The sequence below is a fragment of the Armatimonadota bacterium genome, assembly GCA_031081675.1.
GTDB lineage: Bacteria > Sysuimicrobiota > Sysuimicrobiia > Sysuimicrobiales > Kaftiobacteriaceae > Calidihabitans > Calidihabitans tengchongensis.
Genome location: JAVHLZ010000021.1, coordinates 1 through 17,387, shown reverse-complemented (window position 1 = coordinate 17,387; position 17,387 = coordinate 1). Strand labels below are relative to the sequence as shown.

Annotated in this window: 15 protein-coding genes; 5 read left to right on the top strand and 10 right to left on the bottom strand. The window is 72.6% G+C overall.

What is annotated here, in order from left to right:
- The first annotated feature begins 159 nt into the window (after positions 1-159).
- Positions 160-1,494 carry an ABC transporter substrate-binding protein gene (locus RB150_08620; GenBank protein ID MDQ7820598.1) on the top strand — a complete coding sequence of 445 codons (1,335 nt, stop codon included), beginning with the start codon at positions 160-162 and terminating at the stop codon, positions 1,492-1,494.
- Between the two features lie 128 nt (positions 1,495-1,622).
- Positions 1,623-2,246: a superoxide dismutase gene (locus RB150_08615; GenBank protein MDQ7820597.1), complete on the top strand. Its 624-nt coding sequence runs from the start codon at positions 1,623-1,625 to the stop codon at positions 2,244-2,246.
- 52 nt (positions 2,247-2,298) lie between these two features.
- Here RB150_08615 and RB150_08610 read toward each other — a convergent pair whose 3' ends face one another.
- The 5 genes from RB150_08610 to RB150_08590 form a co-directional block, all read right to left on the bottom strand.
- Positions 2,299-3,162 (bottom strand): sigma-70 family RNA polymerase sigma factor, encoded by an 864-nt coding sequence (locus RB150_08610; GenBank protein ID MDQ7820596.1) that lies wholly within the window; start codon positions 3,160-3,162, stop codon positions 2,299-2,301.
- 216 nt (positions 3,163-3,378) lie between these two features.
- On the bottom strand, positions 3,379-4,257 hold the full coding sequence (locus RB150_08605; GenBank protein MDQ7820595.1) for a carbohydrate ABC transporter permease: 879 nt from the start codon (positions 4,255-4,257) through the stop codon (positions 3,379-3,381).
- A complete protein-coding gene (locus RB150_08600) occupies positions 4,254-5,228 on the bottom strand; it encodes a sugar ABC transporter permease (GenBank protein MDQ7820594.1) in 975 nt (324 codons plus the stop codon). Before RB150_08600 ends, RB150_08605 begins: the two co-directional genes overlap by 4 nt.
- Positions 5,229-5,232: 4 nt before the next feature.
- Positions 5,233-5,745 carry a B-box zinc finger protein gene (locus RB150_08595; GenBank protein MDQ7820593.1) on the bottom strand — a complete coding sequence of 171 codons (513 nt, stop codon included), beginning with the start codon at positions 5,743-5,745 and terminating at the stop codon, positions 5,233-5,235.
- Between the two features lie 4 nt (positions 5,746-5,749).
- Entirely contained in the window at positions 5,750-6,433 is a 684-nt protein-coding gene (locus RB150_08590) for a rhomboid family intramembrane serine protease (protein MDQ7820592.1), read from the bottom strand.
- 301 nt (positions 6,434-6,734) lie between these two features.
- On the opposite strand from RB150_08590, the gene RB150_08585 reads away from it, so the two are divergent.
- Genes RB150_08585 through RB150_08575 form a run of 3 tightly spaced genes read left to right on the top strand, consistent with a single transcriptional unit; the run spans position 6,735 to position 10,101 of the window.
- Positions 6,735-7,031 (top strand): hypothetical protein, encoded by a 297-nt coding sequence (locus RB150_08585; GenBank protein MDQ7820591.1) that lies wholly within the window; start codon positions 6,735-6,737, stop codon positions 7,029-7,031.
- A complete protein-coding gene (locus RB150_08580; protein MDQ7820590.1) occupies positions 7,028-7,840 on the top strand; it encodes a YihY/virulence factor BrkB family protein in 813 nt (270 codons plus the stop codon). The genes RB150_08585 and RB150_08580 overlap by 4 nt, the downstream gene beginning before the upstream one ends.
- Positions 7,837-10,101 carry a bifunctional alpha,alpha-trehalose-phosphate synthase (UDP-forming)/trehalose-phosphatase gene (locus RB150_08575; protein ID MDQ7820589.1) on the top strand — a complete coding sequence of 755 codons (2,265 nt, stop codon included), beginning with the start codon at positions 7,837-7,839 and terminating at the stop codon, positions 10,099-10,101. Before RB150_08580 ends, RB150_08575 begins: the two co-directional genes overlap by 4 nt.
- On the opposite strand, the gene RB150_08570 is transcribed toward RB150_08575, so the two are convergent.
- Genes RB150_08570 through RB150_08550 form a run of 5 tightly spaced genes read right to left on the bottom strand, consistent with a single transcriptional unit; the run spans position 10,085 to position 17,289 of the window.
- Positions 10,085-11,230: a glycosyltransferase gene (locus RB150_08570; protein ID MDQ7820588.1), complete on the bottom strand. Its 1,146-nt coding sequence runs from the start codon at positions 11,228-11,230 to the stop codon at positions 10,085-10,087. The two genes, RB150_08575 and RB150_08570, sit on opposite strands and share 17 nt — an antisense overlap.
- A gap of 52 nt (positions 11,231-11,282) precedes the next feature.
- Positions 11,283-11,933 (bottom strand): DUF5752 family protein, encoded by a 651-nt coding sequence (locus RB150_08565; protein MDQ7820587.1) that lies wholly within the window; start codon positions 11,931-11,933, stop codon positions 11,283-11,285.
- Positions 11,934-11,985: 52 nt separating this feature from the next.
- Positions 11,986-14,373: a DUF3536 domain-containing protein gene (locus RB150_08560; GenBank protein MDQ7820586.1), complete on the bottom strand. Its 2,388-nt coding sequence runs from the start codon at positions 14,371-14,373 to the stop codon at positions 11,986-11,988.
- A complete protein-coding gene (glgC, locus tag RB150_08555; GenBank protein MDQ7820585.1) occupies positions 14,370-15,554 on the bottom strand; it encodes a glucose-1-phosphate adenylyltransferase in 1,185 nt (394 codons plus the stop codon). The genes RB150_08560 and glgC overlap by 4 nt, the downstream gene beginning before the upstream one ends.
- Before the next feature lie 16 nt (positions 15,555-15,570).
- The gene (locus tag RB150_08550; protein ID MDQ7820584.1) at positions 15,571-17,289 is read right to left on the bottom strand and encodes a DUF1957 domain-containing protein; all 1,719 of its coding nucleotides are present in this window, start codon (positions 17,287-17,289) and stop codon (positions 15,571-15,573) included.
- Between the last annotated feature and the right edge of the window lie 98 nt (positions 17,290-17,387).

Sequence of the window (17,387 nt, the reverse complement as noted above, 5' to 3'; positions counted from 1 at the left end):
GCGCCGGCGAAAGTACTGATCGTACCCGTCCCTGGGACCTGCAGGTCCGGCCTGATCTCTCGCATCCTGCCATCGTTCCTCCGCCGGTCGCACCGGCCGGCGTCATCCGGCGCTCTCCGCCGCGCGGACGGGCGCCACCAGCGAAAGGGAGGGGTGGACATGTCCAGAGGTCGGGGTTCGGCCGGGCTCAGCGCCATCGCCTGGGCGGTGATCGTGGCTCTGGTGGTGGTGGCCGTCGCGGCCGCGTACTACGCCACCCGGCGGCCGGCGGCGGTGGCTCCCCAGCGGCTGGGGGGGACGGTATCGGTCCTGGGCGTGTGGGGAGGATCGGAGCTGGAGAGCTTTCTCGCCATGGTCAGGCCGTTTGAGGAGCGCACCGGGGTGAAGGTGGAGTTCGAGGGGACCCGGGACCTCAACGCCGTCCTGACCACCCGCATTCAGGGCGGGAACCCGCCTGACGTGGCGGGGCTGCCGGGTCCGGGCCAGATGGCCGAGCTCGCCCGCGCCGGGCACCTGGTTCCCCTGGAGAACGTGGTGGACATGGCGGCGCTGCGGGAGCAGTACGCGCAGAGCTGGCTGGATCTGGGAACGGTGGAGGGCAGGCTCTACGGGATCTTCATCAAGGCGGCGCTGAAGGGCCTGATCTGGTACAACCCCAAGGCGTTCGCCGCCGCGGGCTACACGGTGCCCACCACCTGGGAGGAGCTGCTGGCCCTCACCGACCGCATCGCCCGGGACGGCAAGACTCCCTGGTGCATCGGGCTGGAGAGCGGCGCGGCCAGCGGGTGGCCGGCCACCGACTGGATCGAGGACATCCTCCTGCGCACCGCCGGCCCGGATGTCTACGACCGGTGGTACCGGCATGAGATCTCGTGGACCGATCCCGCCGTGCGGCGGGCGTGGGAGCTGTTCGGGCGGATCGCCGCCACCCCCCGCTACGTCTACGGCGGCCGTCAGGGCGTCCTGGCCACCAACTTCGGGGAGTCGCCGTTCCCGCTGTTCACCGACCCGCCGGGCTGCTACCTGCACCACCAGGCAACATTCATCCAGGACTTCATCCAGAAGCAGTACCCGAACCTGCAGCCCGGCGAGGACGTCAACTTCTTCGCCTTCCCGCCCATCGATCCCGGCGTGCCGGCGGCGGTGGAGATGGCGGGCGACCTGTTCGGGATGTTCCGGGACACGCCCCAGGCGCGGGCGCTGATCGCCTACCTGACCACACCCGAGGCCCAGGCCATCTGGGTGCGGCGGGGCGGGGCGCTGTCGCCCAACCGCAAGGTCAGCTTGGACGAATACCCCGACCCGCTGAGCCGGCGGGCGGCGGAGATCCTCACCTCGGCGGAGGTGGCGCGGTTTGACGCCAGCGACCTGATGCCCGAGGCGGTGAACGCCGCGTTCTGGAAGGGCACCCTGGACTACGTCCAAAACCCGGCGCGGCTGGACGCGATCCTGCAGAACCTGGAGCGCATCGCTCAGGAGGCCTACCGGCGCTAGGCGGGTGTCCGGAAAGTGAAGGCCTGCCGGGGGGCCCGTTTGACGCGGCGCCCCAAATGGAGTGAAATGAGGGGAGACAGCGTGCGGGTTGCCGCCGGCTGTCCTGAGGACGCGGAGGAGGGAGAGGCATGCCGTATCCGTTCCGGTTGCCTGATCTCGGGTATCCGTACAACGCTCTGGAGCCCCACATCGACACCCTCACCATGGAGATCCACCACACCCGGCACCACCAGGCGTATGTGAACAATCTCAACGCCGCCCTGGAAAAGCACCCGCGGTTCCATTCCCTGGGAGTGGAAGACCTGCTGCGCACCCTCTCGGACCTGCCCGCCGAGATCCAGATCCCCGTGCGGAACAACGGGGGCGGCCACCTCAACCACACCCTGTTCTGGCAGTGGATGACGCCGGGCGGCCGCCACGAGCCCGGAGGAGCTCTCCGGGATGCGCTGGTGGCGGCCTTCGGATCGGTGGACGCCTTCCGGGAGCAGTTCACCCAGGCCGCCCTGGGGCGGTTCGGATCCGGGTGGGCCTGGCTGGTGGTGGACCGGACCGGAGCGCTGAAGGTGTACTCCACCGCCAACCAGGACTCGCCGGTGATGGACGGCGACACCCCCATCCTGGGCGTCGACGTGTGGGAGCACGCCTACTACCTCAAGTACCAGAACCGGCGGGCGGACTACGTCAAGGCGTGGTGGAACGTGGTCAACTGGGACGTGGTGGAGCAGTTCTACAGCAGGGCCCGCGCCAGGTAGGCGCGGCAGGCGGCTCCTCCGGCGGCAGGGAATTCCCCTGCCGCCGGATGTTTTACAGGAACATCTTCAGCCCGTGCTCCCGGCCGCGGTGGCGCAGCTTGCGCAGGGCCCGCGCCTCGATCTGGCGCACCCGCTCCCGGGTCACCCCCAGTTCCCGGCCCACCTGCTCCAGGGTCTGGGGCCCCTCGCCGGACAGCCCGAACCGCCGGCGCAGGACCAGCCGCTCCCGCGGCGTCAGGGTGTCCAGGACCTCCTCCAGCTGCTGGCGCAGGGACGCCCGGGCGGCGATCTCCTCCGGGTCCAGGCTGTCCGGATCCGCCACGAAGTCCTGCAGGTGGCTGTCTCCCTCGTCGTCGGTGGGCGCATCCAGGGACGCCAGCTCCTGGCCGGCCCGCAGGATCTCCTCCACCCGGGCCGCGGGGATGCGCACCGCCTGGGCCAGCTCCGCCGGGGTCGGCTCGTGGCCCAGGCGCTGGGCCAGGGCGCGGGCGGCCCGCAGAATCCGGTTGCGGGTCTCGATGACGTGGACGGGCAGCCGGATGGTCCGGGACTGGTCGGCCAGGGCCCGGGTGATCGCCTGGCGGATCCACCAGGTGGCATAGGTGCTGAACTTGTAGCCCCGCCGCCAGTCAAACTTCTCCACCGCCCGCATCAGGCCGCGGTTGCCCTCCTGGACCAGGTCCATCAGGTCCATGCCGCGCCCCGCGTACTTCTTGGCCACCGAGACGACCAGGCGCAGGTTGGCCTCGATGAGCCGCCGCCGGGCCTCCGGGTCCCCGGCGGCCGCACGGCGGGCCAGAGCCACCTCCTCCTCCCGGGTCAGGAGGGGGACCCGCCCGATCTCGGACAGGTACAGCCGGACCGGGTCGTCGGCGGTGTCCGGCGTCGGGGTATCGTACGTCCGCTCTTCAGGCATCGTCTGCTCACCACCCCGCGACCGCCGGGCGGTCGCGGGCCGTTCAACTAGACAAAAACGCGGTGCGCCGCGCGGCCATTCCCGCGCGTCGCACCGATCATTTATATTAGCACAACCCCTGCGGCCTCACAACCGGCCCGGCGGGCCGCCGCCCGCATCCCCGCCGGGGGCCGCGCCCCCGTCCGCTGGCTGCGCGGGGGGGGGCGCAGGGGCGGGCTAGCCCTTGACGGCTCCCGCCAGGATGCCCCGGACGATGTACTGCTGCAGGGCCACGAAGACCAGCAGGGGCAGGGCCATGGACACGAATGCCGCGGCGGTCAGCAGCTGCCAGTTCTGGCCCAGGGAGTTCACCAGGTTGCTGACCGTCACCGTCATGGGCGCCACCGCCGGCCGACCCCCGACGAAGATCAGCGCCACCAGCAGGTCATTCCACACCCACAGGAACTGGAAGATGACCAGGGACGCCAGGGCGGGGACGGTCAGGGGCAGGATCAGCCGGAAGAAGACCATCAGGGGGCTGGCCCCGTCGAGGGAGGCGGACTCGATCAGGTCCCGGGGCAGGGCGCCGATGAAGGTGCGCAGCAGGTAGACGGCCAGGGGCAGCCCGTACCCGGTATGGGCCAGCCACACGGCCGGGAACGTTCCCACCAGCCCCAGGGCGGTGAGCAGGCGCAGGACCGGGATCAGGGTCATCTGCAGCGGCACCACCAGGGAGCCGACCACGAGGGTGAACAGCAGGTCCCGCCCGGGGAAGCGCATCCAGGCGAAGGCGTACGCCGCGTACGCCGCCACCATCACCGGGATGATGGTGGAGGGGATGGCGATCGCCAGGCTGTTGACGAAGCTGCGCCCCATGTTGTAGGCGCCCAGGACCTCCCGGTAGTTGTCCAGGGTGAACTGGTGGGGCGGCAGCAGGGCCGTCCACCACCCGGTGGTGGCCACCAGGCGCGGCGGGCGGAAGGAGCTCACCAGCAGCCCCAGGGTGGGCAGCAGCCACAGCAGGCACAGGCCGATCACCGCGGCGTGGAGGGCCAGCCGGCCGGCCCACCGCGCCGGGGCCGCCCGGGGCCGGGCGCGGGCCGCCTCCGCCCTCACCGGATCCCCTCCTGCTGGCGGAACCGCCGGACGTTGGCGGCCATCACCGGCACCGTGGCCAGGAAGAGGACGACGGCGATGGCGCTGGCCCGTCCGAAGTCCCGGACGTTGAACATCTCCTTGTACATGCGGTTGGCGATGACCTCGGTGTTGAAGTTGCCATTGGTCATCACGTAGACGATGTCGAACGCCTTGAGGGCGAAGATCACCATGGTGGTGGCCACCACCGCCACGGTGGGTCCCAGCACAGGGAGCGTGATCCTCCAGAAGACCTGCCACTCGGTGGCGCCGTCCACCCGGGCCGCCTCCAGCAGCTCCTCGGGAATGCCCTTCAGGGCGGCCGACAGGACCACCAGGCAGAACCCCACCCACACCCACACCGCCACCAGGATCAGGGCCACGGTGTTGGTGGTCAGGTTGACCAGCCAGGCCACCGGCTGGAATCCGGGGATCAGGCGGGTCAGAACCGCATTCAGCAGGCCGATCTGGGGCGCCCCGGCCGGTCGGAACTCGTAGACGAACTTCCAGATGACGCTGGCCGCCACGAAGGAGATGGCCATGGGCATGAAGATGACCGCCTGGGCCACGGCCTCGTAGCGGACGCGGTCGGTGAGGACGGCCAGCAGCAGGCCCAGGGAGATGGTGGCGGAGGTGAAAAGCACCAGCCACAGCAGGTTGTTGCGGAAGGCGACGAGCATCTCCGGGGTGGTGAACACGGCGACGTAGTTGCGCAGCCCCACGAACGCCCGGCCGCGGGCGTCCAGGGTGCTGAGGACCAGGGTGTGCAGGGCCGGGTAGACCAGGAAGGCGGCCAGGAACGCGAGCGCCGGGGCCAGCCACAGCCAGGGGCGGAGGCGGGTCTGCGCCCGGTGGGGCAACACTCCCAGAGCGGCCTCGGCGGCCAGCGCGTAGCCGACCTGGAGGGCCGGAACGGCCACGACGGCGGCCAGGATCACGCCCAGGACGTCCACGGCCTCAGCGCACCCGCCAGAAGGCGGCCACGGCCATCAGGACGGCCATGAGGGGAAGCAGGGGCCGTCGGATCAGCAGGACGAGCAGGTCGCCGGCCCCCAGGGACGTGCCCCATCCGGCCAGGGCCGCAGCCTGCGGGCCGACCACAACCACGCCTGCGGCGCAGGCCGCCGCCACGGCCGCCGCCATGGCGCGCCCGCGCCTGCGGGCCGCGCGCCACGCGGCGTCTCCGACGAGGCCTCCCAGGGCCGGGCCGGCGAGCAGCACCAGCCACCCCACCGCCTGCGCCGCCCACCATGCCGCGAGCCCGGCTGCCCCGCCCAGCAGCGCCGCCACCACGATGCCGGTGGCCAGGGCGCCCGGACTGGCCCGGTACAGGGGCGGCGGGGGAGCCAGCCCGCAGTCGCGGCACTTCATCCCCACCGGGGTCTGCACCAGGCAGTCCGGACAGATGGGCCGCCCGCAGCTGGCGCAGGTCAGTTCCGTCTCCACGCCGGGGTGGGCCGCGCAGCGCATCGTCCTAGTGGACCCGGCGGTCGGGATCGTCGGCCTCCAGGGATCTCACCACGCGGAGGAACCTCCGCCGCAGCCTCCACCGCTGCCAGGCGCGGACGGGGTTGAGGGTTCCCATGGCGGGCAGGCGCCGGACGAATCGTGCGGGGCGCAGTCCGTACCGGCCGGCCCGCACGTACCAGACGGCCGCCGCGCACCCCGTCAGGGCGAACACTCCCAGCGGGAAGGGAAACGAGAACACCACCAGGATGGCCGCGATCGCGCCCAGCCACTGTCCGGGCACGGGAATGGCGAAGTAGGCCAGCACCCGCTCGCGGGGATTGATGGCGCTCCAGGCCACCACCACCGCCGCCAGAGGCAGGCCCAGGCCGGCCAGGATCACCGCGCGGCCCAGCGCGGCGGCAGCCCCGGCCAGGGCCAGGGCGGGAACCGCCGTCACCAGGGCCAGGAACACCGCGTAGTCGTGGCTGCCCCAGGCACGCTCCAGACTCCCGCCGAACACCCACAGGACGTACGCGCTGACCAGCACCCACAGGACGTGCCCGCCGGCCACCAGGGGGTAGGTCAGCGCCGACCACGGGCGGGCCAGGAGGGACCCGGGGACGAAGAGCAGTCCGGAGACGACCGCGCCGGCGCCGACGAAGGACAGCAGGAAGGTGACGGCAGTGCCCGCAATCACCGCCCAGGTCACCGGGCAGTCACCGGGCACCGCGCGCAGGAGCGCCGATCCGGGCAGGCGACTCATTCGATGCGGGCGGGAGCCGAAGCGCGGGTCGCCGATCTGCCCCGGGCTCCCGACGACACGGTTTCAGCCTACCAACGCCGCCGCGGGAGGGCAAGCCCGGTTGCCCTCGCCAGACCCATTGGGCTACACTGGACACAGTCCATCGCCACCCGGTTGTCACCGTGCGCGACCTGCCGCGTGCCTGCGGTGCGGCGTCGCGGGAGTGCCCGCGTCCGCGCCGACCGACCCGGGCCGTCCGGAACGGATCGTGGCCTTCCCGCTGATCCTGCCGGCCGCGAAGGAGGTGGTCTCCCTGCCTGTGTGGGACGCGTCGCTGTCCGGGACCACCGTGGGCGAGTGGGCTGTCGCGCTGGCCGTGGCCGCTGCGGTCGCGGGAGCCGCCCGTCTCCTCCAGGCGGCCGTCCGCCGCCGGCTGCGGGTGTGCGCGCGCCGGGCCCCGGGTGAGGTGGACGACCTGCTGCTGATCCAGTCCGCCTGCCCCCCGCACACCATCTACGTGCACGGCGGGCCCGTCCGGCCGCTGCCCGGAGTGGCCGGACCGTGAGGGGGTGGCTGCGGGCGCTGGTGCGGGCCCTGGCCGAGGACGACCTGACGGTGTACGCGGCGTCCATCGCCTACGCCGGGGTCCTGTCGGTGTTCCCGCTCCTGGTGGGAGTGATCGCCCTGCTGAGCCTGGTGGTGGACCAGTCCCGGGCGCAGGACGCGGCGCTGCGGGCCCTGCAGCCCTACCTGCCGCACCCCGCGCTGGAGGCGGTGCAGAGCGCCATCGCGTCCGTGGTCCGGACCCGGAGCGCGGCCGGGTCGCTGGCGGTGGTGGGCGTGCTGTGGGCCACCACGGCGGCCGCCGGAGCCCTGCGCCACGCCCTCAGCAAGATCCTGCGGGTGGGGCGGCACCGGGTGTTCTGGCGCCGCAAGCTGGTGGAGATGGCCCTGGTAGCCCTGGCGGGGACGTTCCTGGGGCTGTCGGCGCTGCTGCCCGCGGCGGTGGCGGCCCTCCGCAGCCTTCCCGGCCTGGGCCCGGCCGCAGCGGAGGTCGGTCGGTCCCCTGCGGTCCGGGAGCTGGCGACCCTGGCGCCGTGGGTCCTGGCCGCCGGGGCGTTCTTCGTCGTCTACAGGTTCCTGCCGCCTGTCCGTCCCAGGCGGCGGGGCCTGCTGGCCGGGACGGCCACGGCGGCGGTTCTGTTCGAGCTGACCCGGCGGGCGTTCTTCTGGTACGTGAGTACGCTCGCCTCCTACCCCCTGGTCTACGGCCCCCTGGCGGGCGTGGTGGTGTTCATGGTGTGGGCGTACCTGGTGGCCCTGCTGACGCTGGTGGGGGCGGAGGTCATGCGCGTGGCGGAGGGGAAGGCGTGACCGGCGTCCCGGACAGCCTGCGGCAGATCCTGGGCGACAGGCCCCTGGTGGTGGTGAGCAACCGCGAGCCCTACGAACACCGCCACAGCGCTCGCGGGGTCATGGTGCACCGGCCGGCCGGCGGGCTGGTGGCCGCCCTGGACCCGGTGCTGCGGGCGGTGGGAGGGACCTGGGTGGCGTGGGGGTCGGGGGATGCCGACTTCGACGTGGCCGACACCTCTGGCTGCGTGGCCGTTCCGCCCGACGCCCCCCGGTACACCCTGCGCCGGGTCGCCCTGGACCCGGCCGACGTCCGCGCCTTCTACTACGGCTACGCCAACCAGGCCCTGTGGCCGCTGTGCCACATGGCCCTCGGGCAGGCCCGCTTCAGCCGGTCGCACTGGGAGGCCTACCGGCGTGTCAACCGCCGCTTCGCGGAGGCGGCGGCCGAGGCGGCGCCCCCCGGTGCGCTGGTGTGGGTACACGACTACCACCTGGCCCTGTGCCCGCAGATGATCCGCGAGATCCGTCCGGACGCGTGCGTGATGACTTTCTGGCACATCCCGTGGCCGGCGTGGGACGTCTTCCGGGCCTGTCCCCAGCGGGTCGAGCTTCTGGAGGGGCTGCTGGGAGCCGACCTGGTGGGAGTGCAGCACCCGCGGCACGTCAGCCACTTTCTGGAGTGCGCCGAGCGGGAGCTGGGCGCCTCACCCGACCGGGAGGCGGGCGCGGTAGTCTACCGGAGGCGGCGGACGGCGGTGCGGGCGTTTCCCATCAGCGTGGACTTTGCGGCTCTGGACCGGATCGCGCGCTCGCCGGCGTGCGAGCAGTGGATGGGGCGGCTGCAGCAGCGCTACGGCCTGGCCGGCCGCCTGGTGGCGCTGGGGGTGGACCGGCTGGACTACACCAAGGGCATCCCCGAACGGCTGCGGGCGCTGCGGCAGCTGCTGGCCCGCCGCCCCCACTACCGCGGCCGCCTGGTGTTCGTGCAGAAGTCGGCTCCCAGCCGGACGGCGATCCCGGCCTACCGGGACCTCCAGCAGCAGGTGGAGGCCGAGATCGCCCGCATCAACGACCGCTACGGCACCGCCCAGTGGCGGCCGGTCCTGTACCTGCCCGAGCCGCTTCCTCTGGAGGGGATGGCCGCTCTGTACCGGATGGCCGACGTCTGCGTGGTCAGCTCCCTCGCCGACGGCATGAACCTGGTGGCCAAGGAGTTCGTGGCCTGCCAGGTGGACCGCCGCGGCGTGCTGGTCTGCAGCGAGCTGGCCGGCGCCCACGACGAGCTTCCCTGGGCGGTGTCCATCAACCCCTACGACACCGAAGGCACCGCCGACGCCCTGGAACGGGCCCTGGAGATGGATCCCGAGGAGCGCCTGGTGCGCATGACCCACCTGCGCGCGGCCGTCCGCGACCGCGACGTGTACGCCTGGGTCGGCGACCACCTGCGGGCCGGGCTGCGGGTGATGGCCACCCGGGCCGCCACCTGGAGGCTGCGGGACCACCGAAAGGACGTCGCCGCCGCCCTGGCGGGCCGGCCGCTGGCCGTGCTGCTGGACTTTGACGGGACCCTGGCGCCCCTGGCCGAGTCCCCCGCCCTGGCCGCGCTGCCCGAGCAGGTGCGCGGAACGCTGGCGCGCCTGTCCGCGGGGCGGGCCGCCCTGGTGGCGGTGATCAGCGGGCGGGCCCTGGACGACGTGCGGGAGCGGGTGGGCCTGCCGGGCCTGGTCTACGCCGGCAACCACGGACTGGAGATCTCCGCAGACGACCGCTGGGTGCACCCGGACGCCCACGCCGTCCGCCCGGCGGTGGCCGCCTGCGCCCGGCGGCTGCGGGAACGCCTGGCCGACGTCCCCGGGGTGCTGGTGGAGGACAAAGGCCTGTCGGCCACCGTCCACTACCGGAGCGCGCCGCACCCGCTGGTGGAGCGCGTGCGGACCGCGGTCTTCGAGGAGGCGGTCCGGGCCTCCGGGGCCCTGACGGTCCGCCCCGCCCACCGGGCGCTGGAGATCCGGCCCCAGGTGGAGTGGGACAAAGGGTCCGCCGCCCGCCAGATCCTCCGCCGCCTCTTCGGAGAGCGGTGGGAAGAGCGGGTGGCGGTGGTCTGCGTCGGCGACGACCAGACCGACGAAGACCTGTTTGCGGCGATGCCGCCGGGGGCGGTGACGGTGCGGGTAGGGGCGGATCCCGCCGCCACCACGGCCCGCTTTGTGGCCCGGGACGCAGACGAGGTCCGGGAGTTTTTGGCCTGGCTGGTGGAAGAGGCTAGCCGAGCAGGGTGACCATCAGGGCCAGGTGCTCGGCCAGGTCCCGGGTGATCAGGAACCGCTCCCGGACGTACTCCCTGCCGGCGCGGCCCATCTGCGCGGCCAGCTCGGGGTTGTGGAGCAGGTGGCGGATGCGGAACGCGCATCCCTCCACGGAATTCACCGTGTAGCCGGTGACGCCCCAGATGATCTGCACGGTGATGCCGCCGGCAAACCCCCCGATCACCGGCTTGCCCTTCCACATCCCCTCGGCCACCGTCAGCCCGAACCCCTCCCGGGTGGACTTCTGGATGATGATGGTGGCCGCCCGCTGCAACGCGTTGATCTCGTGGTGCGCGGTGGGCGGCAGGACCAGCACGTGGATGTCGGGGTCGTCGCTACTGGCCTGCATCACCTCGGCCAGGACCTGGGCTCCTTCCGGGTCGTCGTCGGCCGGGCCGCCGGCGAGGACCAGCCGGCAGTCGTCGTACTTCTTGACCAGCCGGTAGGCGTTGATGACCCCGATGGGGTCCTTGAAACGGTCAAACCGCGACACCTGCAACAGGAGGGGCTTGTCCTGAGGGACGTTCAGGCGGTGCAGGACCGCGTCCACCTCCGCGGGGCTGAGGTCCCGGTTCTTTTCCGACAGCGGGTCGATGCTGGGGTAGATGAGGTACTGGGGGATGGGCAGGCGCTGGGCGAACCGCGGTAGCGAGAAGATGGCGCCGTCGTACCGGGTGACGAACAGGCGCAGGAACGCCCAGGCCCGGCGCTGGGGGCGCGAGACGTCGATGTGGCAGCGCCACACCCACCGTCCCCGGCGGGGCGCATAGGCCACCAGGGCCGCGGGCTGCGGGTCGTGGATGAGGACCAGGTCGGCGTCCAGGTCCAGCCGCGCCGCGTTGTCCCGGTTGGTCTCCAGGTAAGTCTGCAGCATGGCGTCGGTGAACACCTGCTCCTGGCCCTGCAGGGCGTTGTGCAGGGCCTTGGTGACGCGGAAGAACTCCTCCGATCCGGTGATGACCTCCCACCGGGCCGGCACGCCCAGCTCTTCCAGCAACGGCACGTGGCGGTGCAGCATCTCCGCCACCCCGCCGCCGACCCGGGTGGAGTTGACGTGCACCAGCGAGCGCCCCCGGACCCGGTCGGCCAGGCGGCGCAGCATATCCAGGGTGCCGGGCGGCACCACGTCCCGGTAGTCGTCCAGGCGCACGGGGTCAGCCACCGGCCGCCTCCAGGGCCGCGTCACAGATGGCCAGGACCTGGGCGCGCACGCCGTCCAGGCTGCTCATGTACCGGTTGAGCCGCCGCAGCCGCGCGGCCACCTCCGCCAGGCCCAGCTCCCCCTCCAGCCACGCCAGGGGATCGGCGTCGGGCCGCCGCCGCACCGTCTCGTAGAAGTGGTAGTAGATGGCGCTGGCGTCCACCCGGGCCACCAGATCCCGGAACTCCCGCAGGGTCTGCGCCCGCATGCCGGTCGGGATCTCCACGAGGGTCGACCGCATGAAGTAGAAGGGCTCACCGTAGTCCGCCCGGGGCACCGCCTGCAGCCCCGCCAGGTGGGCGTCCACGATGGTCACCAGCTCCGCTCGCAGCTGCTCCACATCGGCGTAGTCGAAGGGGTCCACCACCGCCAGCCGCTCGCCCAGGACCCGGTCGCGCACCTGGATGGCCGCCCAGGTGGCGAAGTCGTTGGGGTAGGGGGCGGCCAGGTAGCGGCTGCGCAGGAAGTAGCTGTGGGTGTGGTAGACGATGGAGTCGGCCGGCACCTCCTCGATGCCCGCCAGCAGCTCGCGCTCGTCCCACGCGGCGCGGCCCAGCATTTCCCGCAGCTCCAGGCACTCGACGAACTCCAACGGGCGCGCCATCAGGTCCCGGGGTGACGCCGGGAGGGAGAGGGGCGGCGCAGGGCGCGGGGCGTCATGAGGTCAGCTCGGTGAGGGCGTCCGGGTTGATGTGCATGCGCTCGGCGAGCTCCCTCAGCAGAGGGGCGCAGTCGGCGGGGACGGCCCGCGCGAGCCGCACCAGGCGGTTCTGAGATTCCCACAGGTTCAGGGTCAGACCCGCCAGGTCGGCCAGGTCCAGGACCTCCCGGGCGCGCTCCAGCCTCTGCCGCGGAGGCAGCGGTCCGGCCAGGACGGCCTCCAGGCGCCGGCGCAGCACGGGCTCGAAGCGATCCGCGCGGACGTCCCGTCCCCACGACCGCAGCTCGGCCACCAGGGCCGCCGCCCGCTCCGGCAGGGGCTGGGTGGGAGGGACGGCCAGGGCATCCTCCAGGTCCCGGGTGAGCACCACGACGGCGGCCATGACCATGGGTGGAGGGAGAGGCGCCTGCGCATCTCGCAGATACGCCATCAGGCCCCGGGTCTCCTGGTAGACCCGACGGTAGGTCTCCTCCAGCGCCTGCAGGGCGCGGACGGTGAGGGCGGCCAGGACCCGCCGCCGGTGGTCCAGCGGCAGGTCCTGCAGGGTGAAGGCCGCCGGCCCCAGGGCCGCGTCCGCCGTCCGCAGCACGTCGGTGAGCGCGCCGGCCTCGAACGTCCGGTGAAGGTCCGCCACGATGGCGTCGGAGGTCTCCGCGGCCAAGTCGGTGCGCACGGCGCAGTGCACCTCGTGACCCCCCAGGTGCACCAGAGCGTAGGTGGCGTCGTCACGGTCCTCGGTCAGGGTCCACTCCACCCGCACCCGCCCCGCCACCAGCGTACGCCCCCCGGAGGTGCTGCGGGAGGTGCTGATCGGGGCGACGGTCAGGGCGGGGGTGTTCACCCGCGGCGTGTCCTCCACCAGCGAGACGGTGGCGTACACCGCTGCGGCCCGCGCGCTGGACACCGCCTGGGGGCGCACCAGCGCCCGGTACACCGCCTCTCCGTGCGGACAGTCGGCGGCGTTGGACGGAGCCGCCGCCAGCCGGCGCGCGAACTCCTCCTCCAGCGTCGGGTCCCACGCTTGTGCCAGGTCGATGGCTCTGGCGGCGTGGGCGAGGATCTGCACGGCTTCCGGCCCGGCGATGTCGTCGAAGAACCACCCGTCGCTGCTCTGCATCAGCAGGCTCTGTCGCTGCATCTCCAGCAGGCGGCGTGCCTGGCGGCGGGATAAGGCATCGTCCGGGCGGAGCCCGTGGCGGGCGAAGAAGGCGTCCGCGGCGCCGGGTTCGGGGTCCACCAGGGTGACGGCGTCATCCCGGGCCTCCCAGGGATCGCGCAGGACGCGGCCCCCGTGCTCCTCGTACAGGCGCTCCAGCCGCTGTGCCAGCCAGGCCACCGCCTCCCGCAGCGGACCGCGCCACCGCTGGTGAGTGTCCGGGCGGGCCCGGCACCCGCAGTCTGACCTCCACCGCTCCAGGCCGTGGGGACAGCTCCACGACGTCCCCTCCCGGATCTCCACCTCCTGGGCGGGCGGGTGCGCGGCCAGGTAGGCGGCCAGATTGGTCAGCCGCGCCTCGCCGCCGGCGGCCAGACGCTCCAGCGCGTAGGCCAGGGCCATCTCCCCGAAGGGGTGGTGGTGGCCGTAGGTCTCGCCGTCGGTGGCCACCACCCGCAGGCGCCGTCCGTCGGCGGGATGCAGGGGCGCGGCCAAGCGCCGCAGGAGGGCCTCGCCGTCGTGGAGCAGTCCCTCAAACGCCACCGCCCGGGAGGTGCCCGGGTCGTAGAAGAAGATCACGAGGGACCGGCCCCCCGGAAGCCGGCACCGGTAGGGCACCGTCCAGTCCACCTCTCCGTCCTCCAGATACCGCCACGGGCTGTCGGGGCCGGAGCGGACTCTCCAGGCCTGGTGAGGGGCCAGGAGGGTAAAGGCGATGCGGTGCTCGGCCAGCGCCTCCAGGGTGGGGAGGTCCACGGCCGTCTCCGGCAGCCACAGGCCCTCGGGCCGGCGCCGGAACCGGCGCTCGAAGTCCGCCAGGCCCCAACGGATTGCGGTGCGCCTGTCCCGGTCCGACGCCAGGGGGAGGATGAGGTGGACGTAGGGCTGGGCCAGCGCGTTGCCGTGGCCAAAGTGCTGCTGCCGGCTGATCCTGTCGGCCTCCAGGATGGCCCCGTAGACCTCCGGAGCGTGCCGCGCCAGCCACAGCAGGAGGGTGGGGCCGACGTTGAAGCTGATGCGGGCGTAGGTGTTGACGATGCGGACGATGCGGTTGCGGCCGTCCAGGATCCGGGCGGCGGCGTTGCGGGCATAGCACTCGGCGGTCACCCGCTCGTTCCAGTCGTGGTACGGCGCGGCCGCATCCTGCACCGGGACCTCCTCCAGCCACGGGTTCTCCCGGGGGGGCTGGTAGAAGTGGCCGTGCACGACGAGCCAGGGGACGGTCATACCGGCGCCCGGGTGCGGCCCCGGGGCAGGACACTCAGGCCGCCGTCCTCCCGGGCGAGAACGGCCCCGGGCGGGATCTCGTTGAACCGGTCGGCGACGACCCGCCGCAGCCGCGCTCCCGCCCCCACCACGGTGTGGTCCATGACCACCGACTCCTCCACCACCGCGCCGGGCAGGACGCGCACTCCCCGCCCCAGGACCGAGCGGCGCACGGTCGCCCCGTCCACGCAGCACCCCTCCCCCAGGAGGCTGTCCTCGACAGTCCCCTCCAGGATGCGGGCCGAGGGGCCCAAAAAGGGGGCGGTGTGGATCGGCCAGTGGGGATTGGCCAGATCCAGCCGGGGAGACCGGCCCAGCAGGTCCATGTGCGCCTCCCAGTACGCCTCCAGGGTGCCCACGTCGCGCCAGTACCCTGCTTCCTCATAGGGTTGCATGCCCGGAATGGTGTTCTCCAGGAAGTTGTAGGCGACGACCCGGGCGTGGGCGACCAGTTCCGGGAGGATGGTGCGGCCGAAGTCGTGGTCGGTGCTGCGCCGGGCATCTTCCACCAGCGCATCCACCAGCACGCTGGCGGTGAACAGGTAGTTGCCCATGGAGGCCAGGGCGCGGGTGGGATCCCCGGGCAGGGGGGTGGGGGCGGCCGGCTTTTCCACGAAGCCGGTGACGCGGCCGTCGGCGGAGGCGGTGATGATGCCGAACTCCCGACTGCGCTCCACGGGCACCGGCAGGGCCGCCACCGTGAGGTCGGCTTCCCTCTCCCGGTGGAAGGCCACCATCTGGCCCACGTCCATCCGGTAGATGTGGTCGGCGCCGAACACCGCCACCAGGTCGGGCGCGAAGTCCAGCAGCAGGTTGAGGTTCTGGTAAACTGCGTCGGCGGTCCCCTGGTACCAGGTCTCGCCCCAGCGCATCTGGGGCGGGACGACCATCACGAAGTGGTCCGGCATCCCGCCCAGCCGCCAGGCGATCCGCAGGTGCTCGATGAGGGACTGGGCCTTGTACTGGACCAGCACGTACAGGCTGTAGATCCCCGAGTTGACGAAATTGGAGAGGACGAAGTCCACGATCCGGTATTTGCCGCCGAAGGGCACCGCCGGTTTGCCCCGCTCCCGGGTCAGCGGGTACAGCCTCTCCCCCCGCCCGCCGGCGAGGATGAAGGCCAGGATCCGGGGTCGCGCCATCCCCTCCACCCTCCGGCTACGCCGCCGTGGCGCACGCCCGGTCCACCTGCTCTAGGACGTCCGGGAACAGGGCGTTGAGAGTTTCCCGGGCCGTCAGGAACTCCTCATCGCGCCTCGACAGCTCCGCCCCGCCCAGCAGGGTCTGCAGGGTACCGCTCAGGCGGGAGAAGGCGGCGGCGTGGTCGGCGACCCGGGCCTCGGCGTAGTCCCGCGCCGCCCAGGTCGTGATCAAAAACGGCCAGTCGGAGGCCTGCAGCAGCAGCAGCTCCCGCGCCAGCTGGGCCAGGACCCGCCGGGCGGTGGACGCGCCGGGGGGCACCCGGCGGGCCAGGGTCCAGAACGTCTCCTCGGCGGCATACACCCGTTCCCACACCCACGCGGTGTTCTGGTTGAGCCACACCCGGTGATCTCCTCCCTCCCCCCACGATCCTTCCAGCAGGGAGACGACCTGCTCTGGCGGATGCGCGCGCAGGTACTCGTCGGCCCGCACCGGCACCACGCCGGAGGGGCCCAGGCGCCGGAAGACCGCCTCCACCCAGGCGGGGCCTTCGAACCACCAGTGTCCAAACAGCTCGGTGTCAAACGGACTGGCCACCACCGCCGCGTCACCCTCGATCTGCCGCGCCGCATCCAGGACCGTCCTCAGCAGACCCACGAAGTGGTCGGCGTGCTCGGCGACCCGCTGGGCGGCCCGGTCGGGCTCGTAGACCTCCTTGGACTCCAGTCCGACGCCGGCCCCCGTGACCCGCCAGTACCGCAGGCCCCCGGGGTGCTTTTTGTGGAACTCCAGGTACCACCCGTCCCCCGGATAGCCGCGGTCGCGGCTCCACACCTGCAGAGAGGTGTCCGGATCCCGGACCAGGGCGGCCGCCTCCCCGCGCCCCCCGCGGGACGCCACCCGGTACGCCCGGTACGGCGACCGGTCCGGGCGGGACAGGGAAGGGACGGCGGCGGGAAGCGCCTGCAGGGCCGGATAGTAGTCCCGGTAGGGGGACAGGGAGCTGCCGCCCCGGATCAGGTGGATGTCGGTGACGAAGTGGTGCAGGCCGAACTCGGCCAGGAACTCCTCCAGCCCGCGCCGCTGCATGCGCACCCGGCCCCGCTGCGGCCCCACCGGCGGCGTCCACTCGTAGCGGGGCCGGTAGGCGCATTCGGGCAGCCAGACGCCCTCCGGATGCCTGCGGAAGTGGCGCGCGTGGGTCGAGACGGCCACGCCCAGCTGCAGGGCCACCGACTCGTCCCGTCCCAGCAGGGGCAGGTAGCCGTGGGTGGCCGCGCAGGTCATCAGCTCGGCCACCTCCCGGTCGGCGAGGCGCCGGAACAGCCCCACCACGTCGCCGCCGGCGTCCTCGAACTGCCGCAGCCGCTCCCGGTACCACTGTTCCCAGCGCCGGGCCAGGGCGGCGAGCCGGGCGTCGCCTGAGGCGTCGAAATGGCGGACGTTGTCCTGAGCCCAGTGCAGCCGGGTGCGGATGAACTCCTCGAACTCGCGCCGGAATGCCGCGGACGCCATCTGCTCGGCCAGCACGGGCGAGACGTCCGCCGTGATTCGCACGCGGACCCCGGCGGCATCCGCCTCCGCCAGCGCCTGCAGCAGGGGGAGATAGCTTCCCGCCACCACCTCGTGCAGCCAGTCGCTGCCGTGGGGCCACCGCCCGTGCCCCAGGACGAAGGGCAGGTGGGTGTGCAGGATCAGGGCAAACTGCCCGGCGGAGTCGGCAGGCGCCGCGGTCACGGCGGACCTCCGGTCCGGCCCGACGAAAGACCGGCCCCGGGAAGAGTTTCGGCGCACGGCGGGGGGCTGGCCTGCCTGCGGGGGAATGGCCGGAGCGT